At 69.4% G+C, this 1,003-nt stretch carries 1 protein-coding gene; it reads right to left on the bottom strand.

The window, feature by feature from the left end:
- Positions 1-824 (bottom strand): hypothetical protein (locus ACNAW0_RS30445; RefSeq protein WP_416291492.1); only part of this gene is annotated, 824 nt, incomplete at its 3' end.
- Between the last annotated feature and the right edge of the window lie 179 nt (positions 825-1,003).

The following is a 1,003-nucleotide window of genomic DNA, read 5'->3' on the forward strand; positions in this document are numbered from 1 at the left end:
GTGCCGTTGGCGGTGGCCGGCGGCTTCTTCGGTTGGGCCGGCAGGGTGACGGTGGGGACGTCGACGTCGGGCAGGTCCAGAGCGGTCGGCACGCTGCCGGTGATCCGCTCGGTTGCGGGAGTGCTGTCGGAGTCGATGACGTCGACCAGCGGGGAGCCCACCTCTGCGGTGAGTACCTCCCGGCGTTTGATGTCGAACCGCAGGTAGGCGGCGTTGCCGTCTGAGGCCCGCTCGATCAGAGCGGTGGAGGCGTTGCAGGCGACCGCAATGCGGTCGAGACGCCCTTCCAGGTCGGCCAGGGAGAGGCCGGGGCGCAGGTACACCCAGACCCGCTCGCCGACCGGCGTGGGACGAGCCCACAGGATCAGCGGCAGGCTGCCGGAGCGGTTGGAGATGATGAACTGCGCGAAACACACGCGCAGGCGGTGCCGGACGAACAGGCACATGAACCACCCGAACACTGTGCGGCGGATGGCCGGTACAGCGGCCGGGACGCCGACGACCAGGGCGACCACCCCGGCGGTCACCGGGGCGGCGGTGTGGTTGGCCAGCTGCACCCAGAAGGAGATGGCCCCGGTGGTGAACACGATCTCGGTGCTCCACCACCACAGCAGCCGCAGCACCGGCCAGATACGGACCAGCACCCAGACGAACGCGCCCGCCGGGACGCCGATGAGAGCGCCCACGAACAGGGCAAGGATCGGGTGCATGTAGGAAGCGGCCACCACGGCCGAGAGCAGGCCGACGATGACCGCCGTCAGGATGAACGCCACCCGGGCGTTCCGCGCGGAGGAACGGTGAACTCTGGCCTCGATGACCGTCACCGTTCCGCTTGACTTACCGCCGAAGGGGCGGCGAGGGCTAGACTTGGACACGACACGTCCTCCCAGCTAATGGGCGGGATGAGTTGGAGGGCACGGGGTCGGCGATGTAGGAGTCGGACCGACCCCGCGCCAGCTCTTACGGGGATGCCACCACCACAGGCGGTGACCGGGCCAGGAGC

It is taken from the genome of Micromonospora sp. SL1-18 (assembly GCF_047921505.1).
Lineage (GTDB): Bacteria > Actinomycetota > Actinomycetes > Mycobacteriales > Micromonosporaceae > Micromonospora.